General features: G+C 64.4%; 14 protein-coding genes. 8 read left to right on the forward strand and 6 right to left on the reverse strand.

Going from position 1 to position 19,031, the window contains the following annotated elements; translation table 11 throughout:
- Nucleotides 1–69: 69 nt before the first annotated feature.
- Together AC1DUN_RS21380 and mdeB are read right to left on the reverse strand one after the other, a co-directional pair.
- On the reverse strand, nucleotides 70–1,752 hold the full coding sequence (locus AC1DUN_RS21380) for a type IV pilus assembly protein FimV (RefSeq protein WP_477715745.1): 1,683 nt from the start codon (nucleotides 1,750–1,752) through the stop codon (nucleotides 70–72).
- A 379-nt stretch (nucleotides 1,753–2,131) separates the two neighbouring features.
- Nucleotides 2,132–4,789: an alpha-ketoglutarate dehydrogenase gene (gene mdeB / locus AC1DUN_RS21385; RefSeq protein ID WP_477715746.1), complete on the reverse strand. Its 2,658-nt coding sequence runs from the start codon at nucleotides 4,787–4,789 to the stop codon at nucleotides 2,132–2,134.
- A gap of 106 nt (nucleotides 4,790–4,895) precedes the next feature.
- Between mdeB and AC1DUN_RS21390 the strand changes: the two genes are divergently transcribed.
- A complete protein-coding gene (locus AC1DUN_RS21390) occupies nucleotides 4,896–5,363 on the forward strand; it encodes an Lrp/AsnC family transcriptional regulator (protein WP_477715747.1) in 468 nt (155 codons plus the stop codon).
- Nucleotides 5,364–5,390: 27 nt separating this feature from the next.
- Here AC1DUN_RS21390 and AC1DUN_RS21395 read toward each other — a convergent pair whose 3' ends face one another.
- Both AC1DUN_RS21395 and AC1DUN_RS21400 read right to left on the reverse strand, forming a co-directional pair.
- Nucleotides 5,391–7,214: a sensor domain-containing diguanylate cyclase gene (locus tag AC1DUN_RS21395; protein WP_477715748.1), complete on the reverse strand. Its 1,824-nt coding sequence runs from the start codon at nucleotides 7,212–7,214 to the stop codon at nucleotides 5,391–5,393.
- Nucleotides 7,215–7,241: 27 nt separating this feature from the next.
- Nucleotides 7,242–7,706: an Lrp/AsnC family transcriptional regulator gene (locus tag AC1DUN_RS21400; protein WP_477715749.1), complete on the reverse strand. Its 465-nt coding sequence runs from the start codon at nucleotides 7,704–7,706 to the stop codon at nucleotides 7,242–7,244.
- Between the two features lie 222 nt (nucleotides 7,707–7,928).
- On the opposite strand from AC1DUN_RS21400, the gene AC1DUN_RS21405 reads away from it, so the two are divergent.
- From AC1DUN_RS21405 to AC1DUN_RS21425, 5 genes are all read left to right on the forward strand, one after another.
- Complete coding sequence (locus AC1DUN_RS21405; protein WP_477715773.1) at nucleotides 7,929–8,945, forward strand: 1-aminocyclopropane-1-carboxylate deaminase; 1,017 nt, start codon at nucleotides 7,929–7,931, stop codon at nucleotides 8,943–8,945.
- Between the two features lie 40 nt (nucleotides 8,946–8,985).
- Nucleotides 8,986–9,972 carry a Bug family tripartite tricarboxylate transporter substrate binding protein gene (locus tag AC1DUN_RS21410; RefSeq protein ID WP_477661329.1) on the forward strand — a complete coding sequence of 329 codons (987 nt, stop codon included), beginning with the start codon at nucleotides 8,986–8,988 and terminating at the stop codon, nucleotides 9,970–9,972.
- Between the two features lie 2 nt (nucleotides 9,973–9,974).
- Nucleotides 9,975–11,516: an amidase gene (locus tag AC1DUN_RS21415; RefSeq protein WP_477715750.1), complete on the forward strand. Its 1,542-nt coding sequence runs from the start codon at nucleotides 9,975–9,977 to the stop codon at nucleotides 11,514–11,516.
- Between the two features lie 91 nt (nucleotides 11,517–11,607).
- Entirely contained in the window at nucleotides 11,608–12,738 is a 1,131-nt protein-coding gene (locus tag AC1DUN_RS21420) for an ABC transporter substrate-binding protein (protein WP_477715751.1), read from the forward strand.
- Between the two features lie 183 nt (nucleotides 12,739–12,921).
- Nucleotides 12,922–14,250: an esterase-like activity of phytase family protein gene (locus AC1DUN_RS21425; RefSeq protein ID WP_477715774.1), complete on the forward strand. Its 1,329-nt coding sequence runs from the start codon at nucleotides 12,922–12,924 to the stop codon at nucleotides 14,248–14,250.
- Nucleotides 14,251–14,340: 90 nt separating this feature from the next.
- On the opposite strand, the gene AC1DUN_RS21430 is transcribed toward AC1DUN_RS21425, so the two are convergent.
- Nucleotides 14,341–15,957 carry a peptide chain release factor 3 gene (locus AC1DUN_RS21430; RefSeq protein WP_413329879.1) on the reverse strand — a complete coding sequence of 539 codons (1,617 nt, stop codon included), beginning with the start codon at nucleotides 15,955–15,957 and terminating at the stop codon, nucleotides 14,341–14,343.
- A 25-nt stretch (nucleotides 15,958–15,982) separates the two neighbouring features.
- Entirely contained in the window at nucleotides 15,983–16,243 is a 261-nt protein-coding gene (locus tag AC1DUN_RS21435; protein ID WP_477715752.1) for a DUF1653 domain-containing protein, read from the reverse strand.
- Between the two features lie 70 nt (nucleotides 16,244–16,313).
- Here AC1DUN_RS21435 and AC1DUN_RS21440 point away from each other — a divergent pair, with 70 nt between their 5' ends.
- Nucleotides 16,314–17,567 carry an RsmB/NOP family class I SAM-dependent RNA methyltransferase gene (locus tag AC1DUN_RS21440; RefSeq protein ID WP_477715753.1) on the forward strand — a complete coding sequence of 418 codons (1,254 nt, stop codon included), beginning with the start codon at nucleotides 16,314–16,316 and terminating at the stop codon, nucleotides 17,565–17,567.
- A 198-nt stretch (nucleotides 17,568–17,765) separates the two neighbouring features.
- A complete protein-coding gene (locus AC1DUN_RS21445; protein WP_477661252.1) occupies nucleotides 17,766–18,965 on the forward strand; it encodes a DesA family fatty acid desaturase in 1,200 nt (399 codons plus the stop codon).
- The last annotated feature ends 66 nt before the right edge of the window (nucleotides 18,966–19,031 follow it).

The following is a 19,031-nucleotide window of genomic DNA, read 5'->3' on the forward strand; positions in this document are numbered from 1 at the left end:
TGGGAAAAGGGAGCTCAGGCGGCGGCTGGGCCAGTCGCATGCCTGAGGCGGCCAAGGCGGGCGCACAGCTCATGCCGGGCGTGCTCCATAAGCCGTGGCCATGCGCAGTGCATCGTCGACGGCGCTGCTGGCGCTAGGTGGCGTAAGCGGTTTGTGAGTGCCCGGTGATGCCGGCTGCGCTGCTGGTGCCGCGGGATGCTCTTGCGCTTTCTGGAGCAGGGCGGCCTGGTAGAGCGGATTGCCGGGGTCCAGTTCGTGGCCCAGCACCAGCACGCGCTCCCACAACTCGCCGGTTGCGCCGGTCAGTTCGCGCAACTGGGGCATGCGCTGCGCGAAGCCGGCGCTGTCGCCCTGGGCGCACAGCACGCGTGCCAGCAGGAACCAGGCCTCATGGCTGCGGGGGTTCTGGCTGAGTAATGTGCCCAGCAACTGCTGCGCGTCGGCGAACTGGCCAAGGGTAAACAGGGCGCGGGCGTCTTCCGCGCTGGGTGTATCCGACCGCGCCGGCACCTGCCGCTGTTGCATATAGTTGGTGTAGGCCTGTTCGGCTTCTGCCGGGCTGAGTTCAAAGACCGATGCCGCTGCGCCCATGCTGTCGGTGAATTCAGGACGGCGACGGGCCAGCCAGAAACGCAGGGCCCAGACGATGAACAGCGGCACGGTAAGCCCCGCAAGCACCCAGGGCCAGATGGATGTGCGCTGGCTGAGATGGGCAGGCTTCTGGGGTGGGAGGGGGGCAGTTTTAGGCGCCGGCGCGACGGCCAATGCGACTGGTGGGGGCAGCGCAGCGGGTGCGGGGGCTTGTGGCAAGGGCGCCGGCGGCGTTGCGGCTGCGACCTGGTCGGTGAGCTCGCGAATTTGCCGCGCGTTGAGTTCGAGTTCCCGCAAGCGCGCCTGCTGGTCGGCCTCACGGCGCTCCTGCGCGATGCGGTCGGCCTGGGCGGATTTGGCTTTTTCGAGCCGCAGCCGGTCTTGCTTTGGCTGGGAAGAGGATGGCTTGCCGTTGCGCGCCGAGACTACGCCGGCATGCTCGCGATTTTTGAAAGGAAAGCGCAGCGCCGTTTCGAACGTCATGCCTTTGAGCAGGCCGGGCCGCCTTGCATCGGCAGCCGGAGTGGATTCAGCGCTGTCGGGAACAGGTCCGGCGGTGTTGTCCGCCAGTGCGGCGGTGACTGCGGTGACTGGTACGTCGGCAACTTCTTTTTTGTCCCTCGACTGGGTCGGGGCGTCCAGCATCAGCACGTAAAGTTGCTGGCTGCTGCCGGCAGGCCAGGAAAATTCCAGCACCAGTTCGACCAGTTGCGCTTGCACTGCCTGCGGGGCTTGCAGCAGCAGCGCGGCGCGCCGGCGCAAGCCCTGCGCCTGCAGCAGGGAGACTTGTGCATTGCCTAGCCAGGCCGGGTAGGCGATGCCGTTTTCACGAAAGGCCTGCTCGGAGGCCAGCCTGACCTGAAAGCCGGACTGGATGTCGGACGCCAGTTCAATTTCCACGCGCAGCGGCTGGGCCGGGCCGGACAGCAGTGTGGCGTCGCCGAGGCTGACCGCGCCGCAAGGCAGCGAGCAACCCATCAGCGCGACAAGCATCATGCGGATGATCTGGCGGGAGCGATGGGCGAGGCGAGCCTGGCTGGGATTGTCGAACCCTGAACGGCAGGGCCAGCGCCGGGACACCATCAGGACGGCCACCATGGCAGCGGAGCACTGAAGCTCTATGGCGGCGCCGTGGGTGTAGCTGATGTTGTCAGCGATCATGGTTCAGGCCCTGTTGCCAGCCGCCGTCAGCGTGATGGTTTGGGAAAGTGCCATCTTGGGTGGCGTGGCTCGGGGGCAATTCATGTTGCGGTGATGAAGGAGATCAGCAGCCAGTAGTAGTTCGCGATACAGAATGTTTTGAAGCTTACTGAGCACCTCCTTCGAACAGGGGAGAGATAGTCTTTGTGCGGACAATCTTTGTGTGATGTTCTTACTTCTTTTGTTTGTATCCATAAACCCTATGCGGAGCGCAAGCATTCATCGCGGGCAGGCTTAAGCCCGCGCGAAGTCGCGAAGGAGGATGGATGCGTGAAAGCGTGCGTGCAAGCACGCGGGGACGGCCGGTACGGCCCGGCCGCCCGGCTGTCTGGCGAAGGCCTCAGGCCGGCTTGAGCAGGTGCAGCGCGGCTTTCACGATGCTTTGCGCATCGACGCTGAAAAACGCGCGCAGCGCGGCGCGCGTGTCGCTGCGGCCGAAGCCGTCGGTACCCAGGGTCAGGTAGCGCCGGCCTTCGGGCAGGAAGGCGCGGATGCTCTCGGGCACGGCGCGCACATAGTCGGTGGCGGCAATGATGGGGCCGGTGCTGGCCTTCAACTGCTGCGCGACGAAGGCTTCGGCGTGTGCTTCAGCGTTGAGCGCCGCTTGCTGGCAGGCTGCGCCGTCGCGCGCGAGTTCGCTCCAGCTGGTTACGCTATAGACAGTGGCGGCAATGCCCTGCTGGGCGAGCTGCCGCGCGGCCTTGATGACCTCGGTGAGGATGGCGCCCGAGCCCATCAGGGTCACTTCGCCCTCGGCCTTCTTGCCGGCGGGCAGGAAACTGTCGAAGCGGTAGCAGCCGCGGATGATGTCGGCCTCGGCGCCGGGCCGCAGGTCGGGCTGGGCGTAGTTTTCGTTCATCAGCGTGACGTAATAGAAGACGTCTTTCTGCTCGACCATCATTTCCCGCATGCCATGGTCCAGGATCACGGCAAGTTCACCCGCGAAAGCCGGGTCATAGGCCTTGCAGTTGGGAATGGTGGCGGCGACCAGGTGGCTGGTGCCGTCCTGGTGCTGCAGGCCCTCGCCGCCCAGGGTGGTGCGGCCCGAGGTGGCGCCCAGCAAAAAGCCGCGTGCGCGCTGGTCGGCGGCGGCCCAGATCTGGTCGCCCACGCGCTGAAAGCCGAACATGGAGTAATAGATATAGAAGGGCAGCATGGCCAGCCCGTGCACGCTGTAGCTGGTGGCGGCGGCCGTCCAGCTGGCCAGGGCGCCGGCCTCGCTGATGCCTTCTTCCAGGATCTGGCCGTCCAGCGCCTCGCGGTAGCTCAGCACCGAGCCTATGTCTTCGGGCGCGTAGCGCTGGCCCACGCTGGAATAGATGCCGACCTGCTTGAACAGGTTGGCCATGCCGAAGGTGCGCGCCTCGTCGGCGACGATGGGCACGATCCTGGGGCCCAGACCAGCGTCCTTGAGCAGGCCGCCCAGCATGCGCACAAAAGCCATGGTGGTGCTCATGTCCTTGCCGTCGGCCGCCAGCGCGAACTGGGCGTAGGAGGGCAGGGCGGGGATGTCGACCACATCGGCCGTGGTTTCGCGGCGCGGCAGGTAGCCGCCCAGCGCCGTGCGCCTGGCGTGCATGTACTGCATTTCGGCGCTGTCGGCGGCGGGTTTGTAAAAGGCCAGGTTTTTGGCCTGCTCGTCGGACAGTGGCAGGTTAAAGCGGTTGCGGAATTCGATGAGGTCCTCGCCATCGAACTTCTTCTGCGAGTGCGTTGTCATCTTGCCCTGGCCGGCGCTACCCATGCCGTAGCCTTTTTTGGTGTGGGCCAGGATCACGGTGGGCTGGCCCTGGTGGTTCGCCGCCGCGGCGTAGGCGGCGTGGATTTTCACGAGGTCGTGGCCGCCGCGTTTCAGGCGGTCTATCTGCTCGTCGGTCATGCCCTGGGCCAGGCGCGCGAGTTCGGCGTTCTGGCCGAAGAAGTTGTCGCGGTTAAAGCGCCCGTCCTTGGCGGCAAAGGTCTGCATCTGGCCGTCCACCGTTTGGGCAAAGGCCTGCGTCAGCGCGCCCGTGAGGTCGCGCGCGAACAGGCCGTCCCAGTCGCTGCCCCAGACCAGCTTGATGACGTTCCAGCCGGCGCCGGCAAACAGCTTTTCGAGCTCGTCGATGATGCGGCCGTTGCCGCGCACCGGGCCGTCCAGTCGCTGCAGGTTGCAGTTGACGACCCAGACCAGGTTGTCCAGGCCTTCGCGCGCGGCCAGGGTCAGCGCGCTCATGGATTCGGGCTCGTCCATCTCGCCGTCGCCGAACACACCCCAGACCTTGCGTCCCGCGCAGTTCAGCAAACGCCGGTGCGTGAGGTAGCGCATAAAGCGCGCGTGGTAGATGGAACTGATGGGGCCTATGCCCATGGAGCCGGTCGGGAACTGCCAGAAGTCCGGCATCAAATAAGGGTGCGGGTAGCTGCACAGGCCTTGCGCGCCCTGGCCGGGTGCGCTGAGTTCCTGGCGGTAAAAGCCCAGGTCTTTTTCGCTGAGCCGGCCTTCGAGGTAGGCGCGCGCATAGACGCCGGGCGCGCTGTGCGGCTGGAAGAACACCAGGTCGCCGCGGTGCTGGCCTTCAGCCACCCCTTCGCGCGCGTGGAAGAAGTGGTTGAAGCCGGTCTCAAACAGGTCGGCCGCACTGGCATAACTCGCGATATGGCCGCCGAGTTCGGCGGAGCCGCCGGTTTCGGCCTGATTGGCGCGCACCACCATGGCCAGTGCGTTCCAGCGCATCAGCGAGGCCAGGCGCTCTTCCAGCGCGAGGTCGCCGGGAAACACGGGTTGCTCGTCCACCGCGATGGTATTCATATAGGGCGTGGCCAGCTCGGGCTGCCAGCCAATGCGCTGCTTGCGCGCGACGCGGCTCAATTCATTGAGCATGTGCCGCGCGCGGGCTGGGCCGTGGGTAAGGGCCAGGGCCTCGAACGCTTCACGCCATTCAGCGGTTTCCTGCGGATCGGTATCGGCGGGCATCTCGGCCTGCGCCAGCAAATGATGGGGGGTGGAATGGTTCATGGCAAAAATGACTGTACGCAGGTTTGCCCAGAAGTTGTAGCCTCAATATCGTGGTGTTTGGCTGTTAAGAGGCATAAAATTCTGTAAAAACCGGTTTTTACAGATTATGCAGCTTGATGCCCTCGATTTAAAGATTCTCGACGAACTGCAGCGCGACGGCTCGCTGTCCAATGTGGAGCTGTCGCGGCGTGTGCACCTGAGCCCTTCGCCCTGCCTGGCCCGCGTCAAGGCGCTGGAGGCTGGCGGCGTGATTGACCGTTATGTGGCGATTGCCAACGCCGCGGCGCTGGGCCTGGGCCTCAATGTGTTTATTTCGATCAGCCTGCGCACGCAAAGCAAGGAGTCGCTGGCCGACTTTGAGCGGCGCATCGCCGAGCACGACCAGGTGATGGAGTGCTATTTGATGTCGGGCGACAGCGACTACCTGATACGCGTGGCGGTGGCCGACATAGGCGCGCTGGAGAAGTTCATCCTCGAGCAGCTGTCGCCGATTTCGGGGATCGAAAAAATCCGCTCGAGTTTTGCGCTCAAGCAGGTCCGGTATAAGACCGCTTTGCCGCTTCCAGGGCGCTGACCGGGGCGACTCTACGGCGAGCCGCCGCTATCCCAGCGTGGGATGCGAGGTCTCGATCGCGTTGATCTTGGCCACCAGGTCTTCGCGTCGGCTGGCTTCTTCGGCCGCGGCGCTGCCGGGCTCCAGCGGCGAGTCGACAAACTGCACGGGCCGTTTGGTGCCGGCGGCCATGTGGTGCAGGCGTATCTTGAGCAGGTCGGTCACCTCCGCGGCGGTTTGCGCGCTCGGCGTGTCGTGCCATATGGCGATGTGCAGGGTGAATGCGTCGGCCTCGCCCAGTTTTTCGGAGGCGCGTATGCAGTCCGCCAGGATTTTGGTGGAAATCTCGGACAGCACGGCGCGGCTGACCGGGCCTTCGACCAGCACCATGAAATGGTTTTCATCGCAGCGTGCCACGGTATCCACGTCGCGCGCGGCGCGGCGCAGGATCTCGCCGATGCGCGACAGCGCGGCGCCGCGTTTCAGGTCGCCCACCTCGTCATGGCTGGGCGCCTGGTTGAGCCAGTGCAGCATCATCGCGCCGCAGGCCAGCTTCTGCCGGCGGCCGCGCAGCAGCATGCCTGGCAGCCTGGCTTCGATGATGCGCGGCAGCATCAGGCCGCTGGCCGCATCGTAGGTCGACAGGGCCGCGCCGCGGTGGTTGGAAAACAGTGCCGCCCGGCTGCGCCACGCCAGCACCCCGAAAATCCACAGCAGGCCCACCATGGCAGACAGCACACCCGCGGCCTGCGCCGATTCCACATTGAGCACCCAGCCGGCGTTATAGGAAAGCCGCGCCAGCGCGGCCCCGCCTATGGGCGCGGCGCCTATCAATAAAAGGAGGTTCCAGGCCTGGCCGCGCAGCGATATCCAGACCAGGCTCGCGAGGATGGTCACGGTGGCCAGCGCCAGCCACAGGTTGCGCAGGTCGCGCGGCACAAAGTCCAGGCGGACCATGAATGCGCAGGCCATGAGCAGGCTGCCCGCCGTGACGCCGGCCAGCAGCCGGTACACGCGCGGATGGCCGTCGCGCGCATAGCTGGCCTGGGCGCAGAACCAGGCGGCCGCGGCCATGGTCACCGTGGCCGACACCCAGCCCATGACCTGGTTGAGGTGCACGCTGTAGGGCCAGATGCGCCAGCCGCCGTAGCCGATCAGCACCAGTTGCGTGAACATCAGCGTGACCACCACGGCGCCGAACCAGAGGAAGACCTTGCTGCGCGACATGCTGAAAGCGGCCAGGCACAGCACGGCCAGCACGCTGAACATGCCCCACATCAGGCCTATCACCACGCCGACCCGCGAGGCGCCGTCTATGTACTCGACGGGCGTGAGCAGCATGGGCCGCTCGGTGATGGGCCGGCGGTGTTCGAAGCGCAGGTAGTAGGTCTGCGGCTGGTCGGTGTGCGATTGCAGCTCAAAGCTCGGGACGCGGGTGCGCAGCGCCCAGTAGGCGGGGGCGATCGCCTCGCCGGCGGAATGGACCTGCCAGCCGCCCTGCGCGTCGCGCGAGTAAAGGCTTACCTTGTAGACTGCCTGGCCCGCCAGCCGGATGTACCAGGTCTGCAGGGTTTCCGTGGTGGGCAGGGCGAAGCTGGCCCAGACTTCCTGTGTGTCCGAGGTCGGAAGAATGGTGTCGTCGGTGTAGGGCTGGAAGGCGCGTTTTGCGGTGGCCGCGAGTTCGCCCGTGGCGAAGGCATCGGGCGATGCGATGGAATCCCTGGGCACCGCGATCCATTGCAGCGGCTGGGCCAGGGTGATCTGGGCGCTGCTTTCATACAGGCGGTCAAACACCTGTGCATGGCCTGCGCCGCAGAAGGCGCACAGCAGCATGAGGAAGAAACGAAGGCACAGGCTGGCTTTGGGCAACATGCGCATAGCTTATTGCAAAAGCCCGGCCTAAACCGGAATCACCGTGGTCTCGAACACCTCCTTGAGGCAGACAAAGGTGCGGATTTGCCGCACCCCGGGCAGGCCTATGAGCTGCGCCGCATGCAGTTCGTTGAAGGAGTCGATGCTCTGGATGCGCAGCTTCACGAAGTAGTCGAACTCGCCGGTCACCAGCTGCACTTCCAGGCAGCCGCTGAGGCCGGATGCGGCTTTTTCAAACGCCGCGAAAGAGTCGGTGGTGGAACGGTCCAGCACCACGCCGATGATGACCAGTCCGTTGTAGCCCAGCGCGCGCGGGTTCACCAGCGCCACCGTCTTGCGGATCAGGCCGGCTTCCCTGAGCCTGGCCACGCGCCGCGAGCAGGCGGGCGGGCTCAGGCTGGTCTTTTCGGCCAGTTCGATATTGGGCAGGGAGGCGTCCTGCTGCAGCAGCTTCAGGAGTTTGCGGTCAATGCGGTCCAGCGTGTGTTCCATGGGGGGATTCTACAAATATTGCGTAAAAATGCGAATTTATGGAATTAATTACATAAATTCGTGAAAGGAAGATTTTTGGGTCTGTTTGACAGGGTGTTTAAGCAACTCATTGCAGGAGGGCCTGGCTACGATTTGATTCATCGTCGCTTCAAGCGTCAGTTTCACTTCCAACCGGGAACCTCCTTCATGTCCACTTCGCTCAAGCATCCTCTTCAACATCCGTTGCAGCTCCAGAAATTCGCCAGGCATTCGCTGACTTTCGGCCCCACGCCCATCCAGCCGCTCAAACGCCTGAGCGCCCACCTGGGCGGCAAGGTCGAGCTCTTTGCCAAACGCGAAGACTGCAACAGCGGCCTGGCCTTCGGCGGCAACAAGACCCGCAAGATGGAATACCTGATTCCCGAGGCCCTGGCCCAGGGCTGCGACACGCTGGTGTCCATAGGCGGCATCCAGTCCAACCAGACGCGGCAGGTGGCGGCGGTGGCCGCGCACCTGGGCATGAAGTGCGTGCTGGTGCAGGAGAACTGGGTCAACTACTCCGACGCGGTGTATGACCGCGTGGGCAATATCGAGATGTCGCGCATCATGGGCGCCGACGTGCGGCTGGACGCGGCCGGTTTTGACATCGGCATACGTCCCAGCTGGGAGCAGGCCATGGACGACGTGCGCAAGGCCGGCGGCAAGCCCTTCCCGATTCCGGCGGGCTGCTCGGAGCATCCCTACGGCGGCCTGGGCTTTGTCGGCTTTGCCGAAGAGGTGCGCGCGCAGGAGGCCGAACTCGGCTTCCAGTTCGACTACATCGTGGTCTGCTCGGTCACCGGCAGCACGCAGGCCGGCATGGTGGTGGGCTTTGCGGCCGACGGCCGGGCCGAGCGCGTGATCGGCATTGACGCTTCGGCCAAGCCGGAACAAACCCACGCGCAGATTTTGCGCATCGCGCAGAACACCGCCAAGCTGGTTGAGCTGGGTCGCCCCATCACCGCAAAAGACGTGGTGCTGGACACCGGCTACGGCGGCCCCGAGTACGGCCTGCCGAATGAAGGCACGCTGGAGGCGATCCGCCTGTGCGCGCGGCAGGAGGGCATGCTGACCGACCCGGTGTACGAGGGCAAGTCCATGCACGGAATGATTGAAAAGGTCAGGCGCGGCGAGTTTCCGGCCGGCTCGCGCGTGCTGTACGCGCACCTGGGCGGCGTGCCGGCGCTCAATGCCTACAGCTTCCTGTTTCGCAACGGTTGATCAACGCGGCTCGCGCTGCAACAAAGAGGGAACTACGATGATGAAACCAAGGTATGAGAAGCGCTTCTTCCTGGCCATGGCGCTGGCCTTGTTGGCGCCCTGGACCGGCGTCCATGCGCAGGGCTATCCGTCCAAGCCGGTCCAGCTGGTCATCCCGTTTCCGCCGGGTGGCGCCACCGACATCGCCGGGCGGCTGGTCGCCAAGAAACTGGCCGAGCGCCTGGGGCAGCCGATCGTCATCGACAACCGCCCGGGCGCCGGCACCGTCGTCGGTGCGGCCTTTGTCGCCAAGGCCGCGCCGGACGGCTACACGCTGCTGATCAGCTCTGGTTCCACCTTCACGGTGAATCCAGCCCTCATGCCCAAACTGCCCTACGACCCGATCAAGAGTTTTGAGCCTGTCGGGATGGTGGCACGCGTTCCCCTTGTTTTGCTGGCCAACGTCGATGTCCCGATCAACGACCTGAAGCAACTCATCACGGCAGTGCGCGCCGCACCGGACAAATACATGTATGGCTCGTTCGGTAACGGCACCACAGGGCACTTCGCAGGCGAAATGCTGTGGAGCACCACGGGCATCAAGCTGCAGCACATCGCCTACAAGGGCAGCGCCCCGGCGATGAATGACTTGATGGCCGGGCAAATCCCTTTCACCATTGACACCGTCGCGGCGGCGCTACCGCAGCTGAAGGCGGCCAAGCCGAGGATCAAGGCCATCGCCGTCACCGGCGAGAGCCGCGCGACGCAAATGCCCACGGTGGCGACCGTGGCGGAGAGCGGCTTCAAAGGTTTCTCGGCCGACTCCTGGCTGGCCATTGCCACGCCCAAAGGGGTTCCGGCGGATGTCAAAGCCAAGCTGCAGAAGGCGCTGGCTGACACCATGAAGGACCCGGAAATTCGCGAAAAACTCGTCGCCAACGGACTCGAGTCCGCCTGGGAGCCCGCTGCCGCGGTCGCCGCGCGCATCGAAAACGAGCTGCCCCGCATGCGCGTGATCGCCCTGCGTTCCAACATCCGGATTGATTGACGGTGGCGAGCCGCAAGGAACTGGTAGCTCTCTCGGCGGTGGAGCTGCGGCGCCTGATAGAGGCCAGGCAGGTATCGCCCGTCGAACTGCTGGAAGCCTGCATCGAGCGCATCGAGGCGGTCAACCCTTTCGTCAACGCCGTGACGGCCACCTGCTTTGAACGCGCGCGCGCCGAGGCCAAGGACGCCGAGCGCGCGGTGATGCAGGGCCGCCCGCTGGGCTTGCTGCACGGCCTGCCCATGGGCGTGAAAGACCTGGAGGCCACCGAGGGCCTGCTGACCACCCTGGGCTCGGCACTGTACCGCGACCATGTGCCCGCGGCCGACAACGTGCTCGTGGCGAGGCTGCGCGCCGCCGGTGCCATCGTGGTCGGCAAGACCAATGTGCCCGAGCTGGGGGCCGGCGCAAACACTCGCAATGCGGTCTGGGGCGCCACCGGCAACCCCTTTGACCCCCGGCTCAATGCCGGCGGCTCGTCGGGCGGCTCGGCGGCGGCGCTGGCTTGCGACATGCTTCCGGTATGTACCGGTTCGGACACCGGTGGGTCGCTGCGCATACCGGCGGCCCTGTGCGGCGTGGTGGGTTTTCGGCCCTCGCCGGGCCTGGTGCCCAGTTCGCGCAAGCCGCTGGGCTGGACGCCGATTTCCGTGGTGGGCCCCATGGGCCGCACCGTCGCAGACACCTGCCAGCAACTGGCTGCCTCGGCCGGCGCCGCCGTGGGCGACCCGCTCAGCTATCCGGTGGATGCGGCCGGTTTTCTGCATCCGCCTGAATTGGACCTCGGGGCCTTGCGCGTCGGCTGGACCGAGGACTTCGGCGCCTGCGATGTCGATCCCCTGATACGGGAGACCTTCGGCCGCAAGGTCCGCGCCATGTCCCACCTGTTTCGCAGTTGTGAAAAGGTGGAGTTCGACCTGGGCGAGGTGCACCGCTGCTTTGACGTGCTGCGCGCGGAGGCCTTTGTGGCCGCGACCCGCGACGCCTACGCACGCGACCCCGCCAGCCTGGGGCCCAACACGCGCGCCAACTATGAGATAGGTGCGGCGATGAGCCTGCTGGACAGCGCCTGGGCCCAGGCCGAGCAGACGCGCATCCTGGCCCGCTTCAACGCCACGATGGCGGGTTATGACGTGATCCTGGCGCCGACCACGCCGCTGTCGCCCTTCCCGTGGACCACGCTGCATGCCGACACCATCGCCGGCAAGCCGCAAGCCAACTACTACCGCTGGCTTGCCCTGACCTACGTCGTGACGCTGGCCACCTTGCCGGCGCTGAGCTTGCCCTGCGGAGTCGACTACGCGGGCATGCCCTTCGGCCTGCAAATCGTCGGCCACTTCCGCGCGGACCAGCATGTGCTTGGCGTGGCCGCGGCGCTGGAGCAGGCCTTTGCCGGCTCCGATGAGCTGCGGCGGCCGCGTCCCGCGCTGGACCGCCTGCGGGCCGTCGAACCGGCGCTGACATCGATCGTCTCGGCCCCGCCGCACTCCGGCGGCTCGCCGACGACGGCAGGCGGCGCCGGACATCGCATCAGTGCCGGTGCGTGAACAAAGAAAAATCAATGGCCGGTCCAGGCGATTTGGATTTCGTTGAGGACCGAGGATAACAACGAAGATAAGAACGAGGATGAGGGCGAAGATGAGAAAAAATCAATGGATCGGCCGCCTGGCCGGCCTGGCTATCGCAAGCGGTATCACGTCATCCGTACTGGCCGCGCAGCTTGTGGTCGGCCAGGTGGCGCCCTTGACCGGTATCGACGCGAGCCAGGGCCGTGCCTACGCGGCTGGAATGCAGTTGCATTTCAACGCCGTGAACAAGGCGGGCGGTGTGAATGGAAACACCTTCATCCTGGCGCGCCGCGACGACGCCGGGCGACCCGATGAAACACTCACCCAAACGCGCGCGCTTCTGGCCGAGGACAAACCCGTGGTGCTTGCCGGCTACTTTGGAGGCCGCAATATCTCCCAGCTGGTCAGTGCGGGCGTATTGGAGCGCGAGCGCATCGCACTGGTTGGCTTCCGCGCGACCGAACTGAATCTGGAGGCCCCGCAACTTTATGGCGTGCGTGCCACCTTGCGAGACGAAATCTCCAGAATCGCGGCGCACCTGGCGACAGTGGGAATCACCAGGCTCGGCTTGCTCTACGAAAATGGCCCGAACGCTGCGCCGCTCATCGCGGCTGCAAAGGAGGCAGCCGCGAATGCCAAGGCCACGATCGTGCAAACGGCGGGTTATGACGCCGGAACCAGCCGCGTGAGCGCGGCCGCCGATGCCATGCTGGCAGCCTCACCGCAGGCGATCATCATGATTGCAAGCGGAAGCGCCTGTGCCGGCTTCATTGAAAAATACCGATCGGCGGGAGGCACCGCCCAGCTGTTCGCGCATTCAGGCGCGGACATCGAGCAGATGGCAAAGCGGCTTTCTGAAGAGCAGATGCAAGGCATCGCGATTGCCCAGGTCACGCCCAGCCCCTACAAACTGACAAACCGGCTTTCCAAGGAATTCAACGACATCGCGGCAACGGCCGGAGCGCAGGATGTTCCGATCAGCTACGCCATGATGGAAGGCTTCATCGCGGCAAAGGTGATTGTTGAAGCCGCCCGGCGGCAGGGCGCGCGCGTGACCCGTGAAGGTTTTGCCACCGCTTTGGATGGGCTGGAAAACTTTGACCTGGGAGGATATGTCGTCGGATTTCGCCCGGGGATGCGCAATGGTTCGCGCTTTGTGGAGATGACCATCGTCAGCGGAAACGGAAGAATCCGGCAATAGGGCAAAGCGGGGGCGATTTCCCGGTTGCCGAGGCCTGGGGCGAGCACCCTGTGTCATCGCGACGTCACACCGGTTGGCGACCATGCGTCTTCCTTTAACCACGGATGACACATGTTCTTATCTGATTCTGGCGCCACTGCCTGTTCCTTGCCAAAGCGCCCGACCGGCCTTCTTTCCTCCCTGATGCTGGTGCTGCTGGCCTCCCCCTTGTGCGCGCTGGCACAGTCGCCCGCGGCATTTCCGGCCACGCTGGCAGGCCACGCGGTGCTGCCCGCCCAATCCTTTATCCCCGCGCCCAAGGATGCGCCGCAGGACCTGCAGGTCAGCGGCAAGTTCACCAACGGCCAGCGCACCGAGGCGCTGGGCACGGTGCCGGGCCTGTCGGCCGGCCGCCCTACCGGCGTGTCGCTGCCTTTCAAGGGCCAGCCGCTGCAAGGCCATTCGGGCATCAAGAAGATGGCCGAAGGCACGTTCTGGATCATCACGGACAACGGTTTTGGCGCCAAGGCGAACTCGCCCGACGCCATGCTCTACCTGAACCGCTACAAGGTCGACTTCAAGGGCGGCAGCATGAAGCGGCTGGAAACCATCTTCCTGCATGACCCCGACAAAAAAGTGCCGTTTCGCATCGTCCATGAAGGCAGCAAAAAACGCTACCTGACCGGCAGCGACTTCGACACCGAGAGCTTCCAGTTCGCCGGCGGCGCGCTGTGGATTGGCGACGAGTTCGGCCCCTTCCTGATCAAGGCCGACCTCAAGGGCAAGGTGCTGGCGGTGTTTGAAACCCTGGTGGACGGCAAAGTCGTGCGCTCGCCCGACCACCCGGCCGTCACCACGCCAGCCGCGCCCGGCGGCGCGGTCGACTTCCAGGTCAAGCGCTCCAAGGGCTTTGAAGGCATGGCCTCGTCGAAAGACGGCAGCAAGCTTTACGCGCTGCTCGAAGGCCCGGTGTGGAACGCCGAGGCCAAAGACTATGAACGTGTGGCCGGCAAGGAAGCCCTGCGCGTGCTGGAGTTCGACGTGCAGGCAGGCAAGTGGAGCGGCCGCTCGTGGATGTACCCGCTGGAAGCCAACGGCAATGCCATTGGCGACTTCAACATGATCGACGCCACCACGGGCCTGGTCATCGAACGCGACAACGGCGAAGGCACGGCCGACAAGGCCTGCCCCGAAGGCCAGAAACGTACCGACTGCTTCCACGATATCGCCAAATTCAAGCGTGTCTACAAGATTGAAATGACGGACGCCAACGTGGGCGGGCCGGTGCGCAAGGTCGGCTATATCGACCTGCTCAACATCGCCGACCCGAACAAGCTGGCGCGCAAGCCGCTGAACGACGGTGTGCTCAAGTTCCCTTTCTTCACGATTGAAAACGTGGACGTGGTGGACGCGACCCACATCGTGGTCGGCAACGACAACAACCTGCCGTTTTCGAGCAGCCGCGAGCCGAACAAGGCTGACGACAACGAACTGGTCTTGCTCGAAGTTGGAGAGCTTTTGAACGCCAAATAAGGCGGCGAAAAAAACACGGGCGCCAGAAGCTATCCGATGGATAGCGACTGGCGCCCGTTTTGCGTCTGGGGCAGATGAGCGGAAAAGCGCTTACATCTTGGACTGGAACACCAGCCCGGCGTGCTCGCGCAGCGCATGGAACTTGATCTTGGGCCATTGCTGCTCCACGGCGCGCAAGGTGGCGCTGTGGTCCACCAGCAGGGTGGGCGCATCGACGGCGTCCAGCGCCACGCGGTGGGCATTGGCGTCCATGAATTTTTTGAGTTCGTTGGCGTCGTCGCTGGTGACCCAGCGCGCCAGGTTGAAGTTGCTGGGCATGATGCGGGCCTTGACGCCGTATTCATGCTCCAGGCGGTGGGCGACCACTTCAAACTGCAGCTGGCCGACCGCACCCAGCAGCAGCAATGAGCCGGCAATCGGGCGGAACACCTGGATCGCGCCTTCCTCGCCGAGCTGGGTGAGGCCGGCGCGCAGCTGTTTGCTGCGCAGCGGGTCGGCCACCTCGACGGCGCGGAACATTTCGGGGGCGAAGAAGGGCAGGCCGGTGAACTGCAGGGCCTCGCCTTCGGTCAGCGTGTCGCCCAGCTGCAGCACGCCGTGGTTGGGGATGCCAATGATGTCGCCGGCGAAGGCGGTGTCCAGCAGCTCGCGGCGCTGGCTCATGAAGCTCACCACGGTGTTGGGCCGCAGCTCCTTGCCGCTGCGCACCACTTTCAGGCGCATGCCGCGCGTGAACTCGCCGCTGGCCACGCGCAGGAAAGCGATGCGGTCGCGGTGGGCCGGGTCCATATTGGCCTGGATCTTGAACACCACGCCGGAGAATTTTTTCTCCTCGGGGTGGACCACACGCTGGATGGCTCCGCGCTCGGCGGGCGCGGGCGCCAGGTCGACCAGCGCGTCCAGCACTTCCTGCACGCCGAAGTTGTTGATGGCCGAGCCGAAAAACATGGGCGTCTGCCTGCCGGCCAGGAATTCGGCGCGATCGAACTCGGGCGTGGCGCCGGCCACCAGTTCGATCTCGCCCTGGGCCTGGGCGTATTCGGCGCCGAAGCGTTTGGCGGCTTCGGCGTTGTCCAGGCCGGCCAGGATTTCGTCGTCGCCGCCGGCTTTTTCCTCGCCGGGGCTGAAGACGCGCATGCGGTCTTCGCGCCTGTCATAGACGCCATGAAACAGCTTGCCCATGCCGACCGGCCAGGTGAAAGGAATGACCGTCATGCCGAGTTCGCGCTCGATCTCGTCCATCACACTCATCGGGTCCTGCACCTCGCGGTCCATCTTGTTGACGAAGGTCAGGATGGGCGTGTTGCGGGCGCGGCAGACCTGCAGCAGGCGGCGCGTCTGCGGCTCGACGCCGTTGGCCGCGTCAATCACCATCAGCGCCGCGTCCACGGCGGTCAGCACGCGGTAGGTGTCTTCCGAGAAGTCCTGGTGGCCCGGGGTGTCCAGCAGGTTGATGACGCAGTCGCGGTATTCCATCTGCATGACCGAGCTGGCCACGGAGATGCCGCGCTGCTTTTCGATCTCCATCCAGTCGGAAGTGGCGTGGCGCGCGGCCTTGCGGGCCTTGACGCTGCCGGCGATCTGGATCGCGCCCGAGAACAGCAGCAGCTTTTCGGTCAGCGTGGTTTTACCCGCGTCGGGGTGGGAGATGATGGCAAACGTGCGGCGGCGTTTGACCTGTTTTTCGATTTCGGTGGATTCGGACATAACCCACGATTATCGATGACGGCGCTTAATCGGGCAGCGGGCCGGGTTGCAGGGCAAATCGCGGCTGCTTCACCCCGTCTATCACCACCTCTTCATTGAACATGGCGGCGGGGCGCACCCACAGGCCTTTTTCGCCGTAAAGCGCGCGGTACAGCGTCATGGGCTCCAGGCTTTCGCTGTGGCGCACGGTGCCGACCACCTCGTAAAGCATGCCTTTGTAGTGGCGGTACAGGCCCGGCGGGGTTTCAATCAGGGGCGGCAGTGTTTCTGCGGGGGCTTCAGGCATGGTCAGTCGGGGGCTTCGTGAAGGGACTAAAAAAAGGGTGCGGTGAGACCGCAGTGGGACAATGGGGGCTATGCATCCTAAAGCCTTACTCGACAGTTGTTCCGAGCTTCTCAAGCAGGTTCTCAAATTTGATCATCCCGCCGACATGGTGGTTTCGCGCTACTTCCGCGACTACCGGCTCGGCCCACGCGAGCGCGCCACCGTGGCGGAAACCATTTACGGCGTGCTGCGCAAAAAAAACCTCTATACCTATCTGGCCCAGCACGGCAGCGGCCCGTTGGAGCGGCGCCTGGCAATCCTGGGTTTTGCCGCCGAGCGCGACTTTTTGCTGGGCGCGCTGACCGAGCAGGAAAAAGACTGGCTGTCCCGTTGCGACCGGGTCTTGCCAGGCGACCTGATGGAGTTGCACCGCCACAACCTGCCCCAGTGGCTGGTCGAGCCGCTCAAGGAGCAGTTGGGTGACGATTTCTGGCCGCTGGTGGAAAGCCTCAATGCGCCGGCCGGGCTGGATTTGCGCGTCAATGCGCTGAAAGACAAGCGCGCCGACATCCAGAAAGAGCTCTCCAAGGCGGGCATCAAGACCGTTGCCACGCCGTATTCGCCCTGGGGCCTGCGCATAGACGGCAAGCCCCAGCTGGCCAAGCTGGATACCTTCACGCGCGGTGCCATCGAGGTGCAGGACGAGGGCTCGCAACTGCTGGCCCTGCTGGTGGATRCCAAACGCGGCGAGATGGTGGTCGATTTTTGCGCCGGCGCCGGCGGCAAGACGCTGGCCCTGGGCGCGTCCATGCGCAACACCGGGCGCCTGTACGCCTTTGACACCTCGGGACACCGGCTGGATGCGCTCAAGCCCCGGCTGGCGCGCAGCGGGCTGTCGAATGTGCACCCCGTGGCCATCGCCCACGAACGCGACGACCGCATCAAGCGCCTGGCCGGCAAGATAGACCGGGTGCTGGTCGATGCGCCGTGCTCGGGCTTGGGCACTTTGCGGCGCAACCCCGACCTCAAATGGCGGCAGACACCCAAGGCCATCGAAGAGCTGCAGGCCAAGCAAACCGCGATTTTGCAGAGCGCCGCACGGCTTTTAAAGCCCGGTGGCCGGCTGGTTTACGCCACCTGCAGCGTTTTGCGCGAAGAAAACGAGGCGATTGCCGAGGCCTTCAGCGCGGCCAATACAGGGTTTAACGTCCTTGAAACCGGGCCTTTGTTGACCCATCTGGGGGTGGAACATGCCGAAAAACTCTGCCGCGGCCCCTACCTTCGCCTCTGGCCCTACTTGCACCAGACTGACGGGTTTTTCGCCGCAGTATGGCAAAAGTCCTGATATTTTTGCCAGCAAAAGACGACAGATAGGCTGATGTTACATATTTGTTCGTGATTTTTCGCACTGATTTGCCCCTGCGCCTGTACCTCTGGCGACTTGGCGTTTGCAGGGCTTCGTCTTACAATAAGAACTTGTCTGGTGCAGCGCCTGGAGACAAATTTGGATGGGCGGCTGGTGCAGGTTGTTTAAAGGATTTTTATGATTTTGTTTGATGCCGCCCTCGACTGGCTGGCAAATGGCCTGCTCGCCGCCAGCTGGTGGCAAATCGTGTTGTACGCCCTGGTGACCACCCACATCACCATCGCCAGCGTGACGATTTACCTGCACCGCCATCAGGCGCACCGCGCCATGGACCTGCACGCGATCCCCTCGCATTTTTTCCGTTTCTGGCTCTGGTTGGGTACCGGCCAGGTGACCAAGGAATGGGTGTCCATTCACCGCAAGCACCACGCCAAGTGCGAAACCCTCGAAGACCCGCACAGCCCGCAAGCCCACGGCATCAAGAAGGTGTTCTGGGAAGGTGCCGAGCTGTACCGCGCCGAAAGCAAGAACAAGGAAACCATGACCAAGTACGGCCATGGCACGCCCAACGACTGGCTGGAACGCAATGTCTACACCCGCTACAGCTGGCAGGGCGTGGGCTTGATGATGATCATCGACCTGGCCTTCTTCGGCGCGGCCGGCCTGGCGGTCTGGGCGGTTCAGATGGCCTGGATTCCCGTGACGGCGGCCGGCATCATCAACGGTATCGGCCACTACTGGGGCTACCGCAACTTTGAGGCGCCTGACGCCAGCACCAATATCTCCCCCTGGGGCATCATGATCGGCGGCGAGGAGTTGCACAACAACCACCACACCTACCCGACCTCGGCCAAGTTCTCGGTCAAGCCCTATGAGTTCGACATCGGCTGGATCTACATCCGCGCCCTCGAAAAAATGGGCCTGGCCGCCGTGAAGAAGGTTCCACCCAAGCTCCAGCTGGGTTCCATCCAGCCCGTGGCTGACGAAAAAACGCTGGAAGCCCTGATCGCCCACCGCTACGAAGTGATGGCCGGTTTTGCGCGCGAACTGCGCCGTGCCGGCAAGGCTGAAATCGAAGTGCTGAAAGCGAAAAAAGCCGACGTGTCTGTGCTGCGCGCGGCCAACCGCTGGCTGCACCGCGACGACGACAAGGTGCCCGCAGCCGCCAAGCCGCAGCTGGCCCAGGCCCGCGCCGAGCACCCCGTTCTCGACAAGATGGTCACCATGCGCGAAGAGCTGCGCCAGATGTGGATGAGCACCTCGGCCTCCCGCGAGCAGCTGGCGACCGACCTGCAGGCCTGGTGCCACCGCGCGGAAGAAAGCGGTATTGCCGCGCTGCGCGAGTTCTCGCTGAAGCTGCGCGCCGCCCGCGCCTGATCTGGCGTTACATGTCGGCCTGATCTCAGGCCGATACCTCTTCAAAACACCGCTCCGGAGAAATCC

Source organism: Polaromonas sp. P4_F6, from assembly GCF_056401275.1.

Excerpts from the sequence above, each read along its gene's own strand:
- AC1DUN_RS21435 (WP_477715752.1), bottom strand. The coding sequence starts at position 16,243 with ATGCCTGAAGCCCCCGCAGAAACACTGCCGCCCCTGATTGAAACCCCG.
- AC1DUN_RS21420 (WP_477715751.1), top strand. The coding sequence starts at position 11,608 with ATGAGAAAAAATCAATGGATCGGCCGCCTGGCCGGCCTGGCTATCGCA.
- AC1DUN_RS21430 (WP_413329879.1), bottom strand. The coding sequence starts at position 15,957 with ATGTCCGAATCCACCGAAATCGAAAAACAGGTCAAACGCCGCCGCACG.
- AC1DUN_RS21395 (WP_477715748.1), bottom strand. The coding sequence starts at position 7,214 with ATGTTGCCCAAAGCCAGCCTGTGCCTTCGTTTCTTCCTCATGCTGCTG.
- mdeB (WP_477715746.1), bottom strand. The coding sequence starts at position 4,789 with ATGAACCATTCCACCCCCCATCATTTGCTGGCGCAGGCCGAGATGCCC.
- AC1DUN_RS21380 (WP_477715745.1), bottom strand. The coding sequence starts at position 1,752 with ATGATCGCTGACAACATCAGCTACACCCACGGCGCCGCCATAGAGCTT.
- AC1DUN_RS21410 (WP_477661329.1), top strand. The coding sequence starts at position 8,986 with ATGAAACCAAGGTATGAGAAGCGCTTCTTCCTGGCCATGGCGCTGGCC.
- AC1DUN_RS21425 (WP_477715774.1), top strand. The coding sequence starts at position 12,922 with ATGCTGGTGCTGCTGGCCTCCCCCTTGTGCGCGCTGGCACAGTCGCCC.
- AC1DUN_RS21445 (WP_477661252.1), top strand. The coding sequence starts at position 17,766 with ATGATTTTGTTTGATGCCGCCCTCGACTGGCTGGCAAATGGCCTGCTC.
- AC1DUN_RS21390 (WP_477715747.1), top strand. The coding sequence starts at position 4,896 with ATGCAGCTTGATGCCCTCGATTTAAAGATTCTCGACGAACTGCAGCGC.
- AC1DUN_RS21400 (WP_477715749.1), bottom strand. The coding sequence starts at position 7,706 with ATGGAACACACGCTGGACCGCATTGACCGCAAACTCCTGAAGCTGCTG.